Source organism: Atribacterota bacterium (assembly GCA_028717805.1).
In the GTDB taxonomy this organism is placed as follows: Bacteria; Atribacterota; Phoenicimicrobiia; order Phoenicimicrobiales; family Stramentimicrobiaceae; genus Stramentimicrobium.
The window spans coordinates 1-16,968 of the sequence record JAQUNC010000043.1 but is presented as its reverse complement, the minus strand read 5'-3'; the positions used below and the strand labels follow the sequence as shown (position 1 = coordinate 16,968).

The 16,968-nt window shown below is 34.9% G+C and carries 14 protein-coding genes, 1 other RNA gene and 1 pseudogene; all 16 read right to left on the bottom strand.

What is annotated here, in order from left to right:
- Window positions 1–19: 19 nt before the first annotated feature.
- The 16 genes and pseudogenes from PHD84_09000 to ssrS all read right to left on the bottom strand — a co-directional run bounded on the left by PHD84_09000 (window position 20) and on the right by ssrS (window position 16,775).
- Entirely contained in the window at window positions 20–445 is a 426-nt protein-coding gene (locus tag PHD84_09000; protein ID MDD5637934.1) for a hypothetical protein, read from the bottom strand.
- Window positions 446–526: 81 nt separating this feature from the next.
- A pseudogene (locus PHD84_08995) lies at window positions 527–887 on the bottom strand (four helix bundle protein).
- 103 nt (window positions 888–990) lie between these two features.
- A complete protein-coding gene (locus PHD84_08990) occupies window positions 991–1,452 on the bottom strand; it encodes a hypothetical protein (protein MDD5637933.1) in 462 nt (153 codons plus the stop codon).
- A 21-nt stretch (window positions 1,453–1,473) separates the two neighbouring features.
- Window positions 1,474–2,136, bottom strand: coding sequence for a sigma-70 family RNA polymerase sigma factor (locus PHD84_08985; protein ID MDD5637932.1), 663 nt, complete (start codon window positions 2,134–2,136; stop codon window positions 1,474–1,476).
- 16 nt (window positions 2,137–2,152) lie between these two features.
- A complete protein-coding gene (locus PHD84_08980) occupies window positions 2,153–2,698 on the bottom strand; it encodes a sigma factor (GenBank protein MDD5637931.1) in 546 nt (181 codons plus the stop codon).
- A 34-nt stretch (window positions 2,699–2,732) separates the two neighbouring features.
- A complete protein-coding gene (locus PHD84_08975) occupies window positions 2,733–3,941 on the bottom strand; it encodes a type II secretion system F family protein (protein ID MDD5637930.1) in 1,209 nt (402 codons plus the stop codon).
- 451 nt (window positions 3,942–4,392) lie between these two features.
- Complete coding sequence (gene gspE / locus PHD84_08970; protein MDD5637929.1) at window positions 4,393–6,120, bottom strand: type II secretion system ATPase GspE; 1,728 nt, start codon at window positions 6,118–6,120, stop codon at window positions 4,393–4,395.
- A gap of 222 nt (window positions 6,121–6,342) precedes the next feature.
- Window positions 6,343–6,885, bottom strand: a complete 543-nt coding sequence (locus PHD84_08965; protein ID MDD5637928.1) for a YqeG family HAD IIIA-type phosphatase — start codon at window positions 6,883–6,885, stop codon at window positions 6,343–6,345.
- Window positions 6,886–6,917: 32 nt separating this feature from the next.
- On the bottom strand, window positions 6,918–7,547 hold the full coding sequence (gene udk / locus PHD84_08960; GenBank protein MDD5637927.1) for a uridine kinase: 630 nt from the start codon (window positions 7,545–7,547) through the stop codon (window positions 6,918–6,920).
- Window positions 7,548–7,599: 52 nt separating this feature from the next.
- The gene (mltG, locus tag PHD84_08955; GenBank protein MDD5637926.1) at window positions 7,600–8,568 is read right to left on the bottom strand and encodes an endolytic transglycosylase MltG; all 969 of its coding nucleotides are present in this window, start codon (window positions 8,566–8,568) and stop codon (window positions 7,600–7,602) included.
- On the bottom strand, window positions 8,552–8,986 hold the full coding sequence (ruvX, locus tag PHD84_08950; protein MDD5637925.1) for a Holliday junction resolvase RuvX: 435 nt from the start codon (window positions 8,984–8,986) through the stop codon (window positions 8,552–8,554). The genes mltG and ruvX overlap by 17 nt, the downstream gene beginning before the upstream one ends.
- Window positions 8,987–9,123: 137 nt before the next feature.
- Entirely contained in the window at window positions 9,124–11,775 is a 2,652-nt protein-coding gene (gene alaS, locus PHD84_08945; protein ID MDD5637924.1) for an alanine--tRNA ligase, read from the bottom strand.
- Window positions 11,776–11,869: 94 nt separating this feature from the next.
- Window positions 11,870–13,591, bottom strand: coding sequence for an ATPase, T2SS/T4P/T4SS family (locus PHD84_08940; GenBank protein MDD5637923.1), 1,722 nt, complete (start codon window positions 13,589–13,591; stop codon window positions 11,870–11,872).
- Between the two features lie 15 nt (window positions 13,592–13,606).
- A complete protein-coding gene (locus tag PHD84_08935) occupies window positions 13,607–15,601 on the bottom strand; it encodes a S1 RNA-binding domain-containing protein (GenBank protein MDD5637922.1) in 1,995 nt (664 codons plus the stop codon).
- 175 nt (window positions 15,602–15,776) lie between these two features.
- The gene (locus PHD84_08930; protein ID MDD5637921.1) at window positions 15,777–16,364 is read right to left on the bottom strand and encodes a 5-formyltetrahydrofolate cyclo-ligase; all 588 of its coding nucleotides are present in this window, start codon (window positions 16,362–16,364) and stop codon (window positions 15,777–15,779) included.
- Between the two features lie 189 nt (window positions 16,365–16,553).
- A non-coding RNA gene (gene ssrS, locus PHD84_08925) (6S RNA) lies at window positions 16,554–16,775 on the bottom strand.
- Between the last annotated feature and the right edge of the window lie 193 nt (window positions 16,776–16,968).

Genomic DNA, 16,968 nt, shown 5'->3' with positions numbered 1-16,968 from the left:
GATACTGCTTAGCTTTCACCTATAGTGATAAATTATTGGGGAATTCGACTCTTTCGGTGGCGTCTTTGATAGCAAAAATACGGATATTATTATCCAAAGAATCAATAGGATAAACAAAAAAACCTGTCTTAAGGGGATTATAACTGTAGCTGGTACCATAAAGCTTTTCGCCGTCTTTGAAATGCACAATTATACGGCGCTGGGTAGGAGAACTGGAGGGATAATTTTCAAAAGTTCTCACTTTTTCATATTCACTGTTACCTATAAAATCCTTCACAAAAAAGATAGCTTTGAGCTCATCGAATCTTATTTCTAATCTTTCTTCATCAGAATATTCTTTTAAGGGATGAATAATAACCATTCCCCGCTCAGGTTTAAAATTTTCCACCCAACCTTTTATTATAGAGCCGTCTTTATATTTAATTACTAGCTTATGTCCTGCCACTTTAAAATCCTTGGTATACCAGTATATATATCAGTATAATGTATACCGTATAATTAAACCACATTTTTGGAGTAAAAATAGTTATAATTTTTTTATTAAATTATAAACCATCCTGGAAATATGATTTATATCATCAATAATTTTTTCTCTAGTTTCATCTGATATATATTTCAATTCATTAGCTATAATCAACTGTGTTTCTAATTCAGCACAACTACCTAAAGCGATATTAAAATTGTCTGAATTCATTATTATGCAACCTTTTAAATCCTTCAGCTATATTTGTAGGTATCGAAATCGAAGACCTTCTCATCTGAGAAATAAGTCCATATATTTCATTATTACCAGGGAAACTTTCTGTTACAGAATAAATATTTTTTACTAATTCTATACCATTTCTCCAAATTTTTAGCTCTTTAAAATGATTTATTTTTTCAGCCATCTTTTCTCATATATTTTACATGAAATTTTAATTCTTAATTATTACCAAACTTCTTCATTATTTTACGGTATACTACTATATACGTTATACGCTATACGTTTTTTTAGTTTTCGTACAGGTAGATGTCAAAGTCATCACTGCCAAATTTTTTGACATGTACTTTTTCCAGGGCACTCCTTGGGACAAATACCCGGTCATTGTTATCCTCTTCATCAATAGGAAAGACAAAAAAACCGCTCCGCTCTGGAGAATAGCTATGAGTGGTGCCGTAAAAATTCTCCCCATCCTTAAAAATAACTATGATTTTACGCTGGGAAAGAGAACCGGAAGAATGGCCTTCAAAGGTTCTAACTTTTTTATAATCCTTATTACCCTGAAAGCTCTTGACAAAAAAGACCGCCTTTATGGCTTCAAGTTTGATTTCAATTTTCTCCTCTCTAACTGTTTCTAAATCTTTATCAACCAGATAAACATGAAAAAAATCTTTATCGGGATTAAAATCGGTGGTGTATCCTTTTATAATGGTACCATCATTGTATTTTACTACTATCTTTTTCCCCAACATCGTCCGATGCTCCTTTTATATTTATAGATTTTTTCTTAATTCATCTATAGCCTCTTGCTTGATACGAGATACCTGTCTCTGAGTTAATCCTAATTTCTTTGCAGTACTAATCTGGGTCAAATCCTTATAGAAGAGATAATAAATTACCTGCTTCTGGATTTTCTTAAGCGAATGCAAAGCATTTCTTAGTTGTATACTATCCTCTACAGGCAATTGAAAAGAACGATATTCCTTGCTTTTAATCTGCTCTAACATAGGAATATTTTCCTGTTCATCTTGTCTTAATTCTTTATCTAAAGATACCACTTGTACTGCATTCCGGCCTTTCAATACCTCTCTGATACCATCTTCGGTAATATTAAATTGGTCAGAAATCTCCCTAATAGTAGGAAATTTATGGTATTCCTTGTGAAATTTCTCTACATATCTATCAATTTTTCGGTTAAACTCTCTTATCCAATGGGGAATCTTTACCACTGAATTTTTGTCCCTTATATAATGACGTATTTCCCCGTTAACAAGCCAGGTAGCATAGGTTTCAAATTTAACACCTTTTGTTTTATCAAAAAGCTGAAAGGCATTGAGCAATCCCAGATAACCAATTTGCTCCAAATCTTCAAGGGATTCTCCTGAATTAATATGCCTCCTGGCAATAGCTTTAACTATTGGTATGTATTTATTCACAGTACTATCGCTGATCTTATCGATTGTCTCTATACCTTCTTTTCTTTATTTCTCTTTTTATTTTATTAATATCAATAGGTCCCTGCAAATCGATATCTTTTCTTCTTTTCTGATCAATAGATACTTCCTGTGCCGCTTTACGCGCCTTTAAGGCTTCCTTTAGTATCTCCGGTGAGAGATCGAGCATCTCGGAAAGTTCATTAATATTCGGAAATTTATTAAACTGTTTTCTATAGGCAGTAAGCATCTGATTTAATAATTTATTTATCATAATAGACAGCCAATCAGGTACATCCACTTTTTTATTTTTTCCTCTGATATAATTACGTATTTCACCACAAATAAGATTCCGGGCATATTCTTGAAAGGTAATATTTTGTTGTTTTTGATAGAGATTCACAGCATTTAAAAGACCAATATAACCTGCCTGTAAAAGCACTTCTTCGGATTCCCCAGAATTTTGAAATTCCTGAACAATCTCTCGTAAAAAATCCAGATGTTCCTCAATAATTTTTCCGTTATTACTCTGCTCAGTACTGCTATTTGCTACTTCTTCTATCACAATATTTATACCTCTTAATTACTTTTCTACTTTTCTACTGAATCAAATTAACCATACTAAAGATGGGTAGATACATAGCGATAACCATCACCCCAACTAATCCGGCAACTACTACCATTAATACCGGCTCAATTACAGAGGTCATCTGTTCTACAGCCCTTTCCACTTCCTGGTCATAGAATTGAGAAACATTTAATAACATTGTCTCCAACTCTCCACTTTCTTCACCAACCATTATCATCTGTGTCACCATGGGCGGGAAAACTTTACTTTCCTCTAAGGGTGCCGAAATACTCTGCCCTTCCTTGATACGTTCTGCGGCTTTCATAACGGCTTCGGAGATAATATCATTACCAATGGATTCTGCTGATACTCTCAGGGATTGAATGATAGGAACACCGCTACGGATTAAAGTTCCAAGGGTTCTGGTAAAACGGTTAATAGACGTTTTAAGAAATAAATTACCGAATATTGGTAATTTTAACTTCAGGCGGTCAATATTTTTATGTCCCTCTTTCGTACGTAGATAAGCCAGGAAGGCAATAATAATAAGAGCGAAAACGGCAAAAAAGATATACCAGTAGCGATTAAAAGCTATGGTTAACCAGACCAGCATCCTGGTTAAAAAGGGAAGCTGCCCACCAAATTGCTGGAATATTCCTACAAACTGGGGCAAGATAAAGGCCAGCATAAATACTGCCATTATTAATGCAGCACCGAAGATAAAGGAGGGATAGGTCATGGCAGACTTTATTTTCTGACGCAGTTCGTATTCCTTTTCCATAAGGGTAGCCATACGATTTAGAATATCATCCAGCACTCCGCCTATCTCTCCTGCTTTAATCATATTGATATAAAGCTTGGAAAAAGTTTCTGGATAACTGGCAAAGGCATCAGCCAGGGTAGAACCACGCTCTACACTTTTTTTAATATCATCAATCTTTTTAGCTAATAACTTGTTTTCGGTTTGCTTGGATAATATCTCCAGGCAATTAACCAGAGTTAGACCGGCACTGACCATGGTGGCAAATTGACGGTAAAAGATTGCTAAATCTCTTATTTTGATGGTCTTAAAAAGAGTTATTTCAGTAGAAAGAAGGGTTTGGCTTTTTTGTTCTACTGAAATAATAAAATATTTCATCTCCCTTAACCGGTCAATGACTGCTTCCCTATTATCACCCTCTATCACTCCAGAAAATATTTGACCTGAATTGTCTCGAGCTCTATAAGAAAAAGTCGGCATTTTGGAATTTCACCCCCTTAATATGTGTTTAGTTATATCATAGTGCTTTATGCGTTTAAAATAGTATACCCGTATAACACATATAGCGCTATACCACTTAAATTAGTTGTGCGTTTTGCGTTGTGCATAATATACTAAATATAGCAATGAGTAATTAAAATTAATCAATCTGTTATAACTTATCGTTTAAAAATCTACTGGCCTTTGATTATTAAAACATAAGTTTATATTGATAGTATTTAGTCATTATTATCTGGTTGTTAGTCGTTAGTAACAGGTATCTGGCATTCATCTCTTAGTTTTGCGTAAAGAACAATAAATTTCTATTTTCTGGTTGCTAAGTTTGCTGTATTAATTTTTATTTTCTATTTTAATTTAAAATTTTATTATTTGTATTAATTTTACTTACAAAATTATCTTAAATCCAAAATATTTTTTTGGTCCCGGCACATCAGCTAGAAGTGGCTCGCATAACTTCTTCCAGTGTAGTAATACCTTCCCTGATTTTTAGTAAACCATCTTCTTTTAAAGAAATCATGCCATTTTTCTTAATGGCAATGTCTCTAATTTCAGCCAGAGAGGCATTCCTATAAATTAATTCCCGAATGAATTCATTGACCACCATCAATTCCATAATGGCAGTTCTGCCTTTATATCCAGTCTGTTTACAGTGAGGACATCCCTCACCATAGAATAATCTTATTTCATCTGGAGCGATATTAAATTCCTTCATAACCATCTTTATGCCATTGGTGAGAGGAGCTTCTCTTTTGCAATAAGGACAAATCTTACGCACCAGTCTTTGTGCCAGTACTCCTATCACTGAAGAAGAAATTAAAAATGGTTCAATACCCATATCAACCAATCTAATAACAGAGCTAGGAGCATCATTGGTATGCAAGGTACTCAAGACCAGATGTCCAGTCAACGCTGACTGAATGGCAATTTCAGCTGTTTCCCTATCTCTGATTTCTCCTACTAACATGATATCCGGATCCTGACGCAAAAAACTTCGCAATCCAGCAGCAAAAGTAAGACCAATTTTAGGTTTGGCCTGTAATTGATTTATGCCATCCAGACGGTATTCCACCGGATCTTCAATAGTCATTATCTTTTTTTCATTAGTATTTAAAATATTCAAGGCAGCATATAAAGTTGTAGATTTACCGCTACCGGTAGGTCCGGTAACCAAGATAATTCCATTTGGTTTTTCAATTAGTTCCTGAAATTTAATAACATTGTCCTCAGAAAAACCAATTGATTTTAAATCCAGCATAATTTGTGCTGGATCTAAGATTCTCAAAACAGCACTTTCTCCGTTTACAGCAGGTATAGTAGATACCCGGAAGTTTACTTCACGACCATGAACCTGCACCTTGATTCTACCATCCTGAGGAAGACGGCGTTCGGCAATATTTAAATTGGACATAATTTTTATACGGGAGACGATAGCCATATGCAAACTTCGAGGGGGAGACATAATATCATGTAATATTCCATCAATTCGGTATCTTACTTTTAGAAATTTGTCACCATAAGGTTCAATATGAATGTCGCTGGCTCCTTCCTTAATAGCCCTGAGCATAATAAGGTTAACCAGGGTAATAACAGGAGCCTCATGGCTCTCACTGACACTCCTGGTGATTTCCATTTCTTCAGCTTCTTCTTCCACTGCCGTTACCGGGAGTGAGGTAATCTCACCTATCATCTGCTGCCAGTTTTCCGTAATTCCGTATACTGAATCTAAAGCTTTAGTAATATCATCACTAAAGGCTAAATACGGTTCAATTTCATAACCTGTTTTGATTCTAATTTCATCATGAATATAAACATCTAAGGGATTAGCCATTGCTACAATTAATTTATCACTCTGTTTTCCAATGGTTATCAGATTATGTTTACGAGATATCTCCTCAGAAAGCATTGCTACAATAGATGGATCAAAAGTCTTCGTCTCTAAATCTACATAGGGTAGACCGATTTCTTCAGAGAGCAACTGCATCATTTCTTTTTTTCTAATTAAACCCATTTCCAGGACTATTTTTTGAATAGAAAAATTGTTTTCTCCCTGCTTTTTACCAATCTCTTCTATCTCTTTGCTAGTAATAATCTTCTTATTAATCAGTAAATTTAATAAGAATTCACCGGCAATCCCTTTTTCTTTAACAAAACGAGCCACTATTTTAACCTCTTTTAGCTATTTATTATTAGCTATTACTAATTAAAACTATTTCATTACATAAACATAATCCCGAGTAAGTTTAATAGTATTATTCTACATCTATTCTATAGATTTTCAATTTATTTAGATTTATATTTGGATTGTCTATAATATTATAATATTTATTTTTTATTAATTATACCTTTACTAAATAGAAAGGGCAAATTTCATCTTTCTGGATTATATTGGCCATTTCCCTTTAATTAATCTTATTTTACCATTTTTTAACCAGAAAGATATTAAAAATCGCTCCAGACCACGGTTAACAATAGTAGTACCCAGCGAATCGGACTGACTTAAGGGACGAACCAATATAGTTAATAGTTGTAAGCGATTACCTCCCAATATATCAGTGAATATCTGGTCTCCAACCACTGCTGTTTCCTTATTATTGGTATTCATTGCTCTCATTGCTGCCAGGAAAGGTCCTTTCATAGGTTTATAGCGGCTGTAAAAAAACGGGATGCCCAGCTGATGGCCAATATCCGAGATATTATTATGGGTATTAGAAACAAGGCATATTTTTATTCCACTCTGTTTTACCTGTTCAATCCAGGAAGCAATCCTGTTATCCAGATATTTATTTCCCCATGGGACTATAGTATTGTCCAAATCAACAATAATTCCTTTGATGTTTTTATTTTCATTCAGTTTATTTATATCTATAGAATAAATATTTTCCAGATAGACATCAGGGAAAAACAATTTATAGAAGCGAAACATAAGAGCTCCTTCAGGCTTTGATTCTCTTTAAATCAAACTTCTCTTAATTTATCTATTTGGGAATTGATATTGCTGGTAATAATATCAATAGCTACTTTATTTAAACCTCCTTGAGGTATAATAATATCAGCGTATCTTTTTGATGGTTCCACGAATTGTAAAAACATGGGTTTTACCCGATTAAGGTACTGCTCTACTACTGAGGTAAGGCTTCTTCCTCTCTCACTGGTATCCCGTATCAATCTGCGAATAAAACGTTCATCTGAGTCAGTATCTACATAAATTTTGATATGAAGCATATCTCGAATTGTTTTTTCCTCCAGAACTAATATACCTTCCAGGATAATAACATCGGCAGGATGTACTTCCTTGGTCAACTTTTTTCGGGTATAGTCTTGAAAAGAGTATACCGGCATTTGAATAGTCTTACCTTTTATTAGTTGATTAAGGTGATCCAGCAATAATTGATTATCAAAAGCAGAAGGATGATCAAAATTGAACTTTTTTCTCTCTTCCACGGCAAGATGAGATAGGTCTTTATAATAGGCATCCTGAGCAATAATTATCGCTTTTTTCTTTTTTATATCCTGGCAGATGTTTTTAGCTACAGTAGTTTTTCCACAGCCAGTACCTCCGGCAATACCAATAATCAGGGGCAACATTTTTAACTCCTACTGAAAACTTTAAACTTCTTTCAATTATTCCCACAGAAAATTAGGGTTTATTATCCAGATGTTCCTGATAAGTTCTGGAAAAAACATGTTTCCCATCCTTACCCAGGACAAAATAAAAATAATCTTCCTCCGTGGGATGGACCGCAGCTAAAATCGACTCCAGTCCGGGATTGCATATTGGTTTCGGCGGTAATCCCGGATACAGGTAAGTATTAAATGGTGATTCAATAGTTAGGTCCTGCTGAGTTAATCTCTCCTGCGGTTTATCCAGTAAATATTGAATAGTAGCACAGGATTGTAAAAACATACCCTCTGATAATCTATTATAAAAAACCGAAGCTATCCTGGGCTTATCTTCTGTTCCCTGGGCTTCCTTTTCAATAATAGAAGCTAAAATAATTATCTGATGAAAGCTTAAACCAGCAGGAAAATTCTGTTCAGGATTGATATGTTTATAGACTACATCCTCAAAGTTTTTCTGCATCAACTTGAGAACATTTTCTGCTCCAATATTTTTGGGAAATTCATAGGTATCAGGAAACAAATACCCTTCTCGATACTGATTTTCTTCTTTAATAAATTTTAGAAATACTTCATAATCTACAATTTCCCTATCTGCTAACAACCGAGCAATCTGTTTAGCTTGAAAGCCCTCAGGAATAGTTATACGATATAGCATCACCCTCCCTCTAATCAGCTGTTCAATTATCTGAACAAGATTCTGGGCAGAACTAAATCGGTATTCGCCGGATTGTAACAGTGCATCAGTTTTCATAAATTTCGTTATTACCTGAAAGAGATAATTATGAGGCCTGATAACTCCTTCCTCTTCCAATAATTGCCTAATTTGAGTGCTATTATAACCGTAGGGTATTTCAATGATCTTTTCTATCGGCTCATCAATTTTTATTGGTAGAAAAATCCAGGCAGCAGAAAGTATTAATACCAAGAAACCAACTGAGAATAAAAAAAATAAAAGATTAAAAAATCTGTTAACTATTATTTTCATTCTTTTTCTTACCTTTACGGTCCAGATAGGACTGCAATATAATCACTGCAGAAAGCCGGTCAATCACCTTTCTTCTCTTTGCCCTGCTGGTATCAGCTTCCAGTAGCACTTGTTCGGCTCTCACTGTACTTAATCTCTCATCTTCAAAATCTATCGGTAAGCTACTTAGTTGTTTCAGTTTTTGGGCGCATTCCTGTACCTTTTTCGCCTGTGGTCCCAGCGTTCCATTCATATTCTTTGGTAATCCAAAAACAAGCTGTTCCACCTTTTTCTCTTGGATTATTTTCATAATTTTTGGGCAGATTTCCTGCTCTGCCTGTACCTGGATAGTTGGTAATCCTTGAGCTGTTATACCCAGGGCATCACTTAAAGCCAGTCCAATTCTTTTTTCTCCCAGATCTATTCCCAGTATTCTCAAATTATTATTCTCCTTTATGGCCTATTTTTTAATACATCAATAGAATTTAGTAATAATTATTTATTATTATAACGATAATACAGGAAAAATAAAATAAATGTGGTTGATTGGTAGTGAAGTAAAAGTATTTTTTATTTTTAAAGCTGGATATATTGTTCAATATTCTGAAAGATAGCTCTTAATTGAGCCTGGTCTGTCCCGCCAGCTTGAGCAAAATGTCTTTTGCCGCCACCCTGTCCATGGATGTCTTTAGCCAGAGGGGTAATGATTTTAACGGCATCATAGCCCTTGTTAATCAGATCATCAGATATCATAATAATTAAATTAATTTTCTCTTCCTTTAATTTTGTGGCTAGAATAATTATTCCCGAATGTATTTTTTCCTTAATCAAATCCCCTGCTAATCTTAATTCTGTTTTATCAGGAGTATCGAGAATTGCTGAGACAACTGTTACTCCATTCACAACTTTTCGTTCTTGGATAATTTTTTCCAGGCGGTAAGGAAGTGTATTTTTCCAAAGTAAATGATACTCTCGCTTTAATGATTCATTATCTACTAATAGCTGCTGTACTTTCTGAAATAATCTATCCTGCGGAACAGCCAGTATATTTTGTAATTCCTGCAACATAGTTTCATCTTTTTTTATACCCTCCCATGCTTTTTCCCTGGTAACTGCTTCAATTCTACGTATTCCACTGCCTATTCCCTGTTCAGATACGATTTTAAAGATACCTATTCTGGAAGTCTGATCCAAATGAGTACCTCCACAAAGCTCCTTGCAAAAACCACCAATATCAATCATCCGAACCTTTTCTCCGTATTTCTCACCAAATAGAGCCAGAGCTCCTTTCTGTCGGGCAGCATGAAAATCAGTCACTTCAGAAGTGACTGGATAGTTTTCACTCACTTTCTGATTAACCAGCTTTTCAATCTGATCTAACTCTTCTTTTTTTAAAGGAGCATAGTGAGAATAATCAAATCTCAGACGTTCAGAAGTAACTGATGATCCAGCTTGTTTGACATGACTACCCAGCACCTCACGCAAGGCATAATGCAATAGATGAGTAGCAGTGTGATTAGCAGCAATAGCAATCCTCTCCTGATTATCAATCTGGGCTTTGACCATTTGATCTTTCCGGAAGGTACCCTTTTCTACCTCTACATAATGAACTATCAATCCTTCCAGGGGCATCTGAGTATCATAAACACAAGCAATTGAATTTGAATTATCGGCACTCATAATAGTCCCGGTATCTCCTTTTTGACCACCCTTCTCTGCATAGAACGGTGTTTCCTCCAGTATTATCATTCCTTGTTCACCGGTGGTAAGCTGTTCTACCTGTTCAGAGTCATTCAGGAGAGTAATAATTCTGGTACTGGCAGACACCTGGGCATAACCACAAAATTTGTTATCTCCGCTGTTAGACCAAATGGTCCGATAAAGCTTTTCTTGTTTTGCTAAAAGATTGCGGTCTGTCTTTCCCAACCCCCACGATTGACGAGAACGCTCTTTCTGCTTCAGCATATATTTTTCATATTCCTGTTCATCTACTGATAATCCTGATTCGGATAGAATATCTCTAGTAATCTCTAAAGGAAAACCATAAGTATCATAGAGGGTAAAAGCATCTTTTCCATTTAAAATTTTCTGATTACCACTTTTCAGTTTTTGAATATATTCCTCCAGAATAGCCAGACCGAGATTCAGGGTTTCCTGAAAACGTTTTTCTTCTGTTAAAATTATTTCATAAACAGTATTTGCTCTTTCTTTTACCTCAGGGTAGGCTTTAGGCATGATTTGAACAACTTGAGGAGCAACATCATAAAGAAAAGGCTCATTCAGATTGAGTAGTTTGCCATAACGAAAGGCTCTTCTCAGCAGCATTCGTAATACATATCCCCTACCCTCATTAGAAGGCAGGATACCATCTGAAATCATAAAAACCATTGCCCGAATATGATCTGAAATTACCTTTAAGGCTATATCATTTTTTTGACTCTCTCCAAAAGAGATTCCTGCTTTTTGGGCAGTATATTGAATGATGGGATAGAACAAATCTGTTTCAAAATCTGAAGAGACTTTTTGCAACACTGAAGCAATTCTTTCTAAACCCAAACCGGTATCAATATTTTTAGACGGTAAGGGATCAAGGGAACCATCCTTGTTGCGATTATATTGCATAAATACCAGGTTCCAAAGCTCCAGATAACGTTCATCTTCCCCGACTCCGCCACTCTTACCAGAAGCCCTTTCAGGACCCAAATCGATATATATTTCGGAGCAGGGACCACAGGGACCTTCTGGACCAACTTTCCAAAAATTATCTTCTTCTCCCAGTTTTACTATGCGATTTTCCGGTAATCCAATCATCCCATGCCATAAATTAAATGCCTCATCATCGTCTTTGTAAACTGAGACATATAAATCCTCTTTCGGGAAACCAATTACTTCAGTAAAGAATTCCCAACCCCACATTATTGCTTCTTTCTTAAAGTAATCACCAAAAGAGAAATTTCCCAGCATTTCAAAAAAGGTATGGTGACGAGCAGTCTTTCCTACATTTTCAATATCATTAGTTCTAAGACATTTTTGGGAGGTCGTTGCTCTCTTCAGTGGTGATTTCACTTGACCTAAAAAAATAGGTTTAAAAGGAACCATGCCGGCAATAGTAAATAAAATAGTTGGATCTTCAGGAATAAGAGAGGCGCTGGGCATAATCTTATGTCCCTTAGACTGGAAAAATTGTAAAAAGGCTTCTCTAATTTGATGACTGCTCATTTTTCTCATGGAAGAACTCCTTGCTCAAAAAATAACCAGAATTATATTTATATGAGCTGGGATTTACAAACCTTAAATAAAAATTAATAAATATTAAAAATCATTATACTGCAACTCGTAATACTTCGTCAATAGTTGTAATACCCTCTAAAGCTTTAGCCACTCCACTATCGAGAAGGGTTTTCATTCCATAGCGGATTGCAACATCTTTTATCTCATTACTGGAGGTTTTTTTCAAAATCAGTGAACGAAGTTCATCATTTACGCCTATCATCTCAAAGATTGCTACTCTGCCATAATAACCAGTATGTTTGCAATAATCACAGCCTTTGCCACGATAAAGTCTGGTGTTTTCTTTAGCCGGTATTTTGATATTGAGCTTTAGATTCTGAAAAATATCTTCCTTAGGTGTATACTCCTCAATACACTTGGTACAAATTTTACGTACCAGTCTTTGAGCCATAACTCCAATCACTGAGGAAGAAATAAGAAAAGGTTCTACTCCCATATCGATCATGCGAGTTAGAGAACTAACTGCATCATTAGTATGAAGTGTGCTAAAGACAAGGTGTCCGGTTAGAGCAGACTGTACTGCAATATGAGTGGTCTCTACATCTCTCATTTCCCCAATCATAATAATATCGGGATCCTGACGTAAAATTGAACGAAGGGCATTGGCAAAGGTTAGATTAATTTTAGGTCTTATACTTATTTGATTTATTCTTTCCAGTTTGTACTCCACCGGATCTTCCACCGTAATTACATTTTTTTCTATAGAATCAACTTCATTTAAGGCGGCATAGAGAGTGGTACTCTTTCCACTTCCGGTAGGTCCGGTAATAAGAATAATGCCATAGGAATTGTTAATCATCTGACGGAATTCCTGTAATTGAACTTCTGTAAAACCGATATTATCCAGGGAAATAACTCCCTGACTCTTATCTAAAAGACGCATTACTATCTTTTCATCATAAACAGTAGGAATAGAAGATACCCTTAAATCAACTTCCCGGGCTCCAAAGCGAAGTTGAAAACGACCATCCTGGGGTAATCTTCTTTCAGCAATATCCATATAAGACAATATCTTAACCCGGGATATTACTGCTGGTTTAATCCTAACTGGCAGAATACGAATATCATGAAGGATGCCATCAATACGATAACGAACCAATAGACCCCTTTTGTTGGGTTCCAGATGGACGTCACTGGCTCTCTCCTTTATTGCATCTACGATTATCATATTAACTAACTGAACAACAGGAGCTTCTTGACTGATAGCTTCCAGTGCAGAAAGATTCACCTCATCGCTAAAATCACTAACTGAGGCCACGTCAACTCTTTCCAGAAGGTCATCAAACTGATATCCGGCGTCATAATAATTACTCAGGGCATTAATAATTTCATTTTCATTAGCAAATTTAGGATTAACATCCATTTTGGTGTATTCTTTGATATAGTCAATTGCGTTGACATCCAGCGGATTAGCCATTGCCACAGTCAAGGTATTATTTTCCTTATTGAGAGGTATTAGTTTATAACGAAGAGCAATTCTTTTAGGAATAAGTGATACTATTTCCGGATCTAGAATAACATCTTCTAATTCTACATATTCAGCCTCGTAAACATGCTGCAATGCCTCATTAAGTTGTTTTGAAGAAATTACTCCCTGACTGATTAAAATCTCTCCAATTTTCTTTTTACTATCAATCTTCTGAGCTTCCAAGGCTTTCTTTAATTGTTCGGAGTTGACAATGCCCTGATTTATTAAAATTTCACCTAACCTTAAATTAGCAAGGTAGGGTTTTTTCCTATCTCCGGTTTCCAATGTTTTACCTCTTAATTACTTTTTTTTAAAATTTAAAACATCACCAAATATATCTTTGAACAAGATTCGATCATTGCCCTCTTTCTTATTATAATCCTTTATCAACCTTTTCTGAACTTCTTTTTCTGCTCTTTTAATACTGAGACTGATTTTTTTTCTTCTGTCATCAACTTTAGTTACCAATGTTTGTACCGTGTCACCTATCGCCAGAACACTATCTACTTTGTCAATTCTATGATTAGATATTTCAGAAAGAGGTACCAGACCATCAATATTTTCTTCTATGTTTACAAAAGCACCAAAATCAGTAATATTAACCACTTTTCCTTCCACAATAGTGCCTACTCCATATTTTTTTCTAATTTCGATCCAGGGATTAGCAAGAAGACGCTTACGACTTAAGGTTATCTGGGCTTTTTCTGAATCAATTTCTATTATCTTTAATTCTAACTGGTCGCCTTTTTTAAGTACCTGGTTGGGATGTTTAATCTCTTCCCAGGTAATTTCTGAAAATGGTAAAAACCCTTCAATTTCTTCATCAAGAGAGATAAATGCACCAAAATTTTTCAATCTTCTTACTTCTCCATTTACCTTATTGTTAACCTTATATTTTGTTTCGATGTTTTGCCAGGGATTGGGCAAGGTCTGTTTTCTGCTCAAGAATATTAAGCGATCTTTTCTATCAATTTTAATTACTTTCAACGGTAATATCGCATATTTCTTTAATATACTGGAAGGTTTTTCGATGTATTTCCAATCAATTTCAGAAAGATGGATAATCCCTGAAACTCCGGGTTCTAATTCTATGTTTGCTCCATAAGAGGTTACCTGGGTTATTTTGCCTTCTACGGTATTACCCACAGCATATTTTTCTTCAATGTTTGTCCAGGGATCTTCCATTAGTTGTTTTAATCCTAAAGATACTTTTTTCTTTTCCTTATCAATATCTAAAATTCTAACCTTAATTACTTCATCTTCTGATAAAACTTCATGCGGCGCTCGGGTATAAGCCCAGGACATATCAGAAATATGCAGTAAACCATTCAATCCCTCTTCTAATTCGATAAATGCTCCAAAATCCTTAATACTTATAACCTTTCCCTCAACTTCATCTCCAATACTATATTTTTCTTCCACTACCTCCCAGGGATTAGGATTTAATTGTTTTATACTAAGAGATATTTTATTCTGATCTTTATCAAAATCAATAACCTTTACTTTTATTTCATCACCTTTCTGGATAAGTTTCAGGGGGTCTTTGATTTCTTTCCAGGTAATTTCAGAGATATGGAGTAATCCTTCGATGCCTCCAATATCAACAAAAGCACCAAAATCAGTAATATTAACCACTTTTCCAGTTAGTACCTGTCCTACCTTCAAATTGGTAAGAGTCTTTTGTCTTAGTGACTCTCTTTCTTTTTCCAAAGCAAGGCGATGCGATAATACTAAATTATTCTTTATTTTATCCAGTTTGAGAATAAAGAAGGATAATTTTTTACCTATGTATTTTTCTAAATCTTTTTCGGTAATAAATTTTTGTTCCACCTGAGATAAGGGGACAAATGCCTTGACGCCTAAGTCAACAATTAATCCATTGGGGTTTTTCTCAATAACTTCACCCTGTATCGGTTTCTTAGTCTTATAGGCATTAATAAGTTGATCCCATAAGAGTATATAGCGGGCTCTTTCTCGGGAGAGGTAAATTTGTCCATTTTTTTCATCAACCTGCACTACATAAACATCAATTTCATCATCTACTTCCAAAGTATGGTTTACTTTGTCATGCCCCACGCGTAGCAGCGAATCTTCGGTAGCAGGTAGAAATCCTTCCATTTTGTACTTTATATCAACAAGATATCCCTCTTCATCAACTTTAACAACCTTTCCTCGAATTATTCCCCCTTTCCTGATTTGTTTGAAGCCATTTAATGAATCATTCATCATCAAATCCATTTGCTCCTGGCTTTGTGATTCCTTTTTTTCTTCTGCTATATCATTTTGTTTTTCCATGAGCCTGCTATTTCCTCCTTAATTGCTGTGTCAATCTTATTACATATTTAATGCTATTGCTATAAATCACTAATTTACCGCAACAGATTTTTTATAACTCTTATTTTAAAACAATTATTAAATTTAAACATCATCACAAAATATATTTCATTTAATATCTATATTTAGGAAAATTTTATTCGCTAATCTTAATTACTCTTGCTTCAGTAATAATATAATCTACTGGGATATCCTTTTCTTCAATGGGTATTTTTTCTAGGATTTGCATCTCAAAGGCCAGGGCAACTGATGAGGTTTTTGGTTTTAACTGGGTTAGAAATTGGTCATAATATCCGCCACCTCGTCCTAAACGATGACCCTGGATGGTAAAGGCAACACCTGGCACAATTACCAGGTCTAAAACATTTGATGGATATATTCTGAAGAATTCTCTTTTGGGTTGTAATATTCCCAAATCCCCTATGGCTAGTTCCCTTTCAAAATCCTTTACTAAAGAAGGAAGCAATTTATTATCTCTCCGGATGATCAGAGGTATAAATACCCTTTTCTTATCTTTCTGAGCAGATTTTATGATGCTCTGTGTTTGAACTTCACGTTTAGTAGCAATATATAGCATAATATTAGTCGATTGTCTATAAATATCTAAATTTATTAAAGATTCTGCTATTTTTTTACTATTCTCCAGAATAAATTCTGGTGATAGCTTTCTTCTGCTAATTAGGAGCTGTTTTCTTATAGAATATTTGCTTAACTTATTTATCATAATATAAATAACAACTAATTGTCAATAGGTATATAGTTTTACTGTTAATAACAAATAATAGAGAATAATGTTGTTCCTGAATTCTTTATATTAGGTCTTTTATAATATCGTATAATTTCAAAATTTTAAACTATCTTTTTATATTATTCATCTAAATTTTTTGCTACTGTTTAAACTATTAGCATAAATAATAACCCCGCTATGTCGCTAACTTCAAGTTTTGATTCCGATCCTCAAACAGGTGGATATCTACCCAAATGCTTTATGCTTCCAGTTAATTAACGTTAATGTTAATCTTAGGTAACCCTCTCGGGAAACCGCAGGCTTGCATTACACACCCGGAGATCGATTTCCTTTTTTATAAAGTGTTGGGTCAAAACTTATTCAGTTTAGCGTTCACAGCAGGGTAACTTAGCATTTTTATACTTCACATATAATATAGCACATTTACTCAAAAAAAACAATTCCCTTAATAATGTGTAATGCTCCCTATTAAGAGGACACATTTTAAGTTAGTACTTGCTCTTTATTTTTACCATATTCTTGATAATATTGACAAGGAGTTCGATAACCTAGACTCTGATGCGGGAAGTCCTGGTTATAG